The sequence below is a fragment of the Ruminococcus intestinalis genome (assembly GCF_014288065.1).
Classification (GTDB): domain Bacteria; phylum Bacillota; class Clostridia; order Oscillospirales; family Acutalibacteraceae; genus Ruminococcoides; species Ruminococcoides intestinale_A.
Window position 1 is genome coordinate 1 of record NZ_JACOPS010000013.1, and the last position, 971, is coordinate 971.

General features: G+C 34.9%; 1 protein-coding gene. It reads right to left on the bottom strand.

From position 1 onward, the window contains the following. Positions 1 to 971 (bottom strand): LPD23 domain-containing protein (locus H8R91_RS11925; protein ID WP_186936405.1); only part of this gene is annotated, 971 nt, incomplete at both ends.

Here is a 971-nt window from a genome sequence, read left to right on the forward strand (position 1 = left end):
AATTCGCTGTTATCTATCTCAAATCGCCACTTGCCGTCATATCCCTTAAACCAACCCGTTTCCTTACGGATTTTCTCGGAATCTGTACCGTCCTTTTCAAGCTCCATAGCTTTCTCAAGTGCACTCTTGTCCGCAGTTTCTGCTTTCAATCCTCCCATGCTGTATTTGATATCATTGCTACTTTCGTCATTTTTCGTATTGACATTTTTAGAATTTTGAGATATACTGTTATTAAAGAATCCAAATCTGGTACTGGGTAACGGCAATTTGAGCCTATTAACCGACAGCCAATTATGGGTTCTTTCTTTATTTGGTTCAACATACAAAATTTTACTTTTATTTATAAAGCCTTGCAAATCAACATCTTTGCCGTAAGCACTCGCTATTTTTATTATATTTAAACTTTTACCGCCTTTTTCTGTCGGATTTAACTCGAGTGCAACAAGGACAGGATTGTTTTTGCTGTCATATACATCACCAAATAGAACAAGTCTGCCGCTAACAGTATTTGATTCCATTACAATAATCGGATTTTCAAGTATATTAGGCACCTGCTTTATTATACTGTCAGTCATTTCCGGATGCTTTTCCTTTATTTTTTTTATTTTTGTTGCATCCCAGTAAATTGTTTTATTATTGACTCCCAGCTTATGAAGCACTGTTGATGTAGTTCCTACTTTAAAAGCAAATCCTGTTGATTTCTTATCCCAATTATCGTATTCCTTTGCAAAGCCTTTATTAATACTATACTTAACATTCTCAACACCCTTGTCGGTGTTATTTTTTTGCTCATTTGTAATTACTTCTTCACTTTTTGCCTTAATGTTATCCGCTGCATCGCTAAACATTTCTGCAAGTTTGTCAAGCGCCTTTACATCATTTACAAATGCTTGAGCTGCTTCGTTTGTTGTATGAGTAATGATAAACTCTTTAATTTTGCTCGCAAGATTTTTTATTGCATTTGCAAGTTT